This is a genomic window from Pandoraea terrae, from assembly GCF_902459695.1.
GTDB lineage: Bacteria > Pseudomonadota > Gammaproteobacteria > Burkholderiales > Burkholderiaceae > Pandoraea > Pandoraea terrae.
Map to the genome: position 1 here is coordinate 1 of NZ_CABPRZ010000077.1, position 585 is coordinate 585.

1 pseudogene is annotated in these 585 nt (G+C 69.2%); it reads left to right on the forward strand.

Annotated elements, in window-relative coordinates:
• Nucleotides 1-585 (forward strand): annotated as a pseudogene (locus PTE30175_RS28065) (allantoicase); the annotation flags it as partial.

Here is a 585-nt window from a genome sequence, read left to right on the forward strand (position 1 = left end):
GCCGGCCGCTTCGATCGAGGGCTGCTACAGCCCGGACGGCGCCCCGGCCGAGAGCACCGAGTGGTTCGATGTGCTGGGCTCGGTCACGCTGCAAGGCAACAGCCACCACTATCACGCGCTCGCCGGCGAGCGCCCGGTCACGCACGTGCGGGTGAATCTGTATCCGGACGGCGGTCTGGCGCGCCTGCGCCTGTACGGCCAGCCGCAATGCGACTGGGCGCGCCGCTCGCGCGAGGAACTGGTCGACCTGATCGCGATGGAAAACGGCGGCTATGTGGTCGCGGCCAACAATCAGCATTTCGGGCCGGCCTCGACGCTGCTCATGCCGGGCCGCGGGGTGAACATGGGCGACGGCTGGGAGACGCGCCGGCGCCGCGAGCCGGGCAACGACTGGGCCATCATCGCGCTGGCGCACCCGGGCGAGATCGAGAAGATCGAGGTCGACACGGCGCACTTCAAGGGCAATTTCCCGGACCGCTGCTCGGTCCAGGCGGCCTTTGTCACGGGCGGCACGGAGCAGTCGCTGATCACGCAGTCGATGTTCTGGCCGGTGCTGCTGCCCGAGCAGAAGCTGGCGATGGACAA